This is a genomic window from Vibrio sp. 704 (assembly GCF_033339295.1).
The window spans coordinates 1-426 of the sequence record NZ_JAWOUH010000514.1 but is presented as its reverse complement, the minus strand read 5'-3'; the positions used below and the strand labels follow the sequence as shown (position 1 = coordinate 426).

The window sequence follows — 426 nt, the reverse complement described above, 5'->3', positions numbered from 1 at the left end:
GCACGATCGGCATCATCTCTTCTTTGGTTAATAAGACCTCTGGAGTGGCAAAAGTTTTTGGTTATGACATTGATACTGACTTAGAACTTGCCAAGCAAAACCTTGGTTTAGTGCCTCAAGAATTCAACTTCAACCAATTTGAAACGGTTGAGCAGATCGTCATTCAACAAGCGGGTTACTATGGTGTTTCTAAAATTCTGGCAAAAGATCGAGCAGAAAAATACCTGAAGAAGCTCGATTTATGGGAGAAGCGCAAAGAGCGTGCTCGTAACTTATCGGGTGGTATGAAGCGTCGTTTGATGATTGCTCGCGCGCTCATGCACGAGCCAAAACTGCTGATTTTGGATGAGCCGACGGCTGGGGTGGACATTGAGTTGCGTCGTTCAATGTGGGATTTCCTCAAAGAAATCAATCAGCAGCAAGGGA

Annotated in this window: 1 protein-coding gene; it reads left to right on the top strand. The window is 44.8% G+C overall.

Annotated elements, in window-relative coordinates:
• The coding region (locus R7R24_RS27460) for an ABC transporter ATP-binding protein (RefSeq protein WP_318120233.1) at positions 1-426 on the top strand (426 nt) is incomplete at both ends.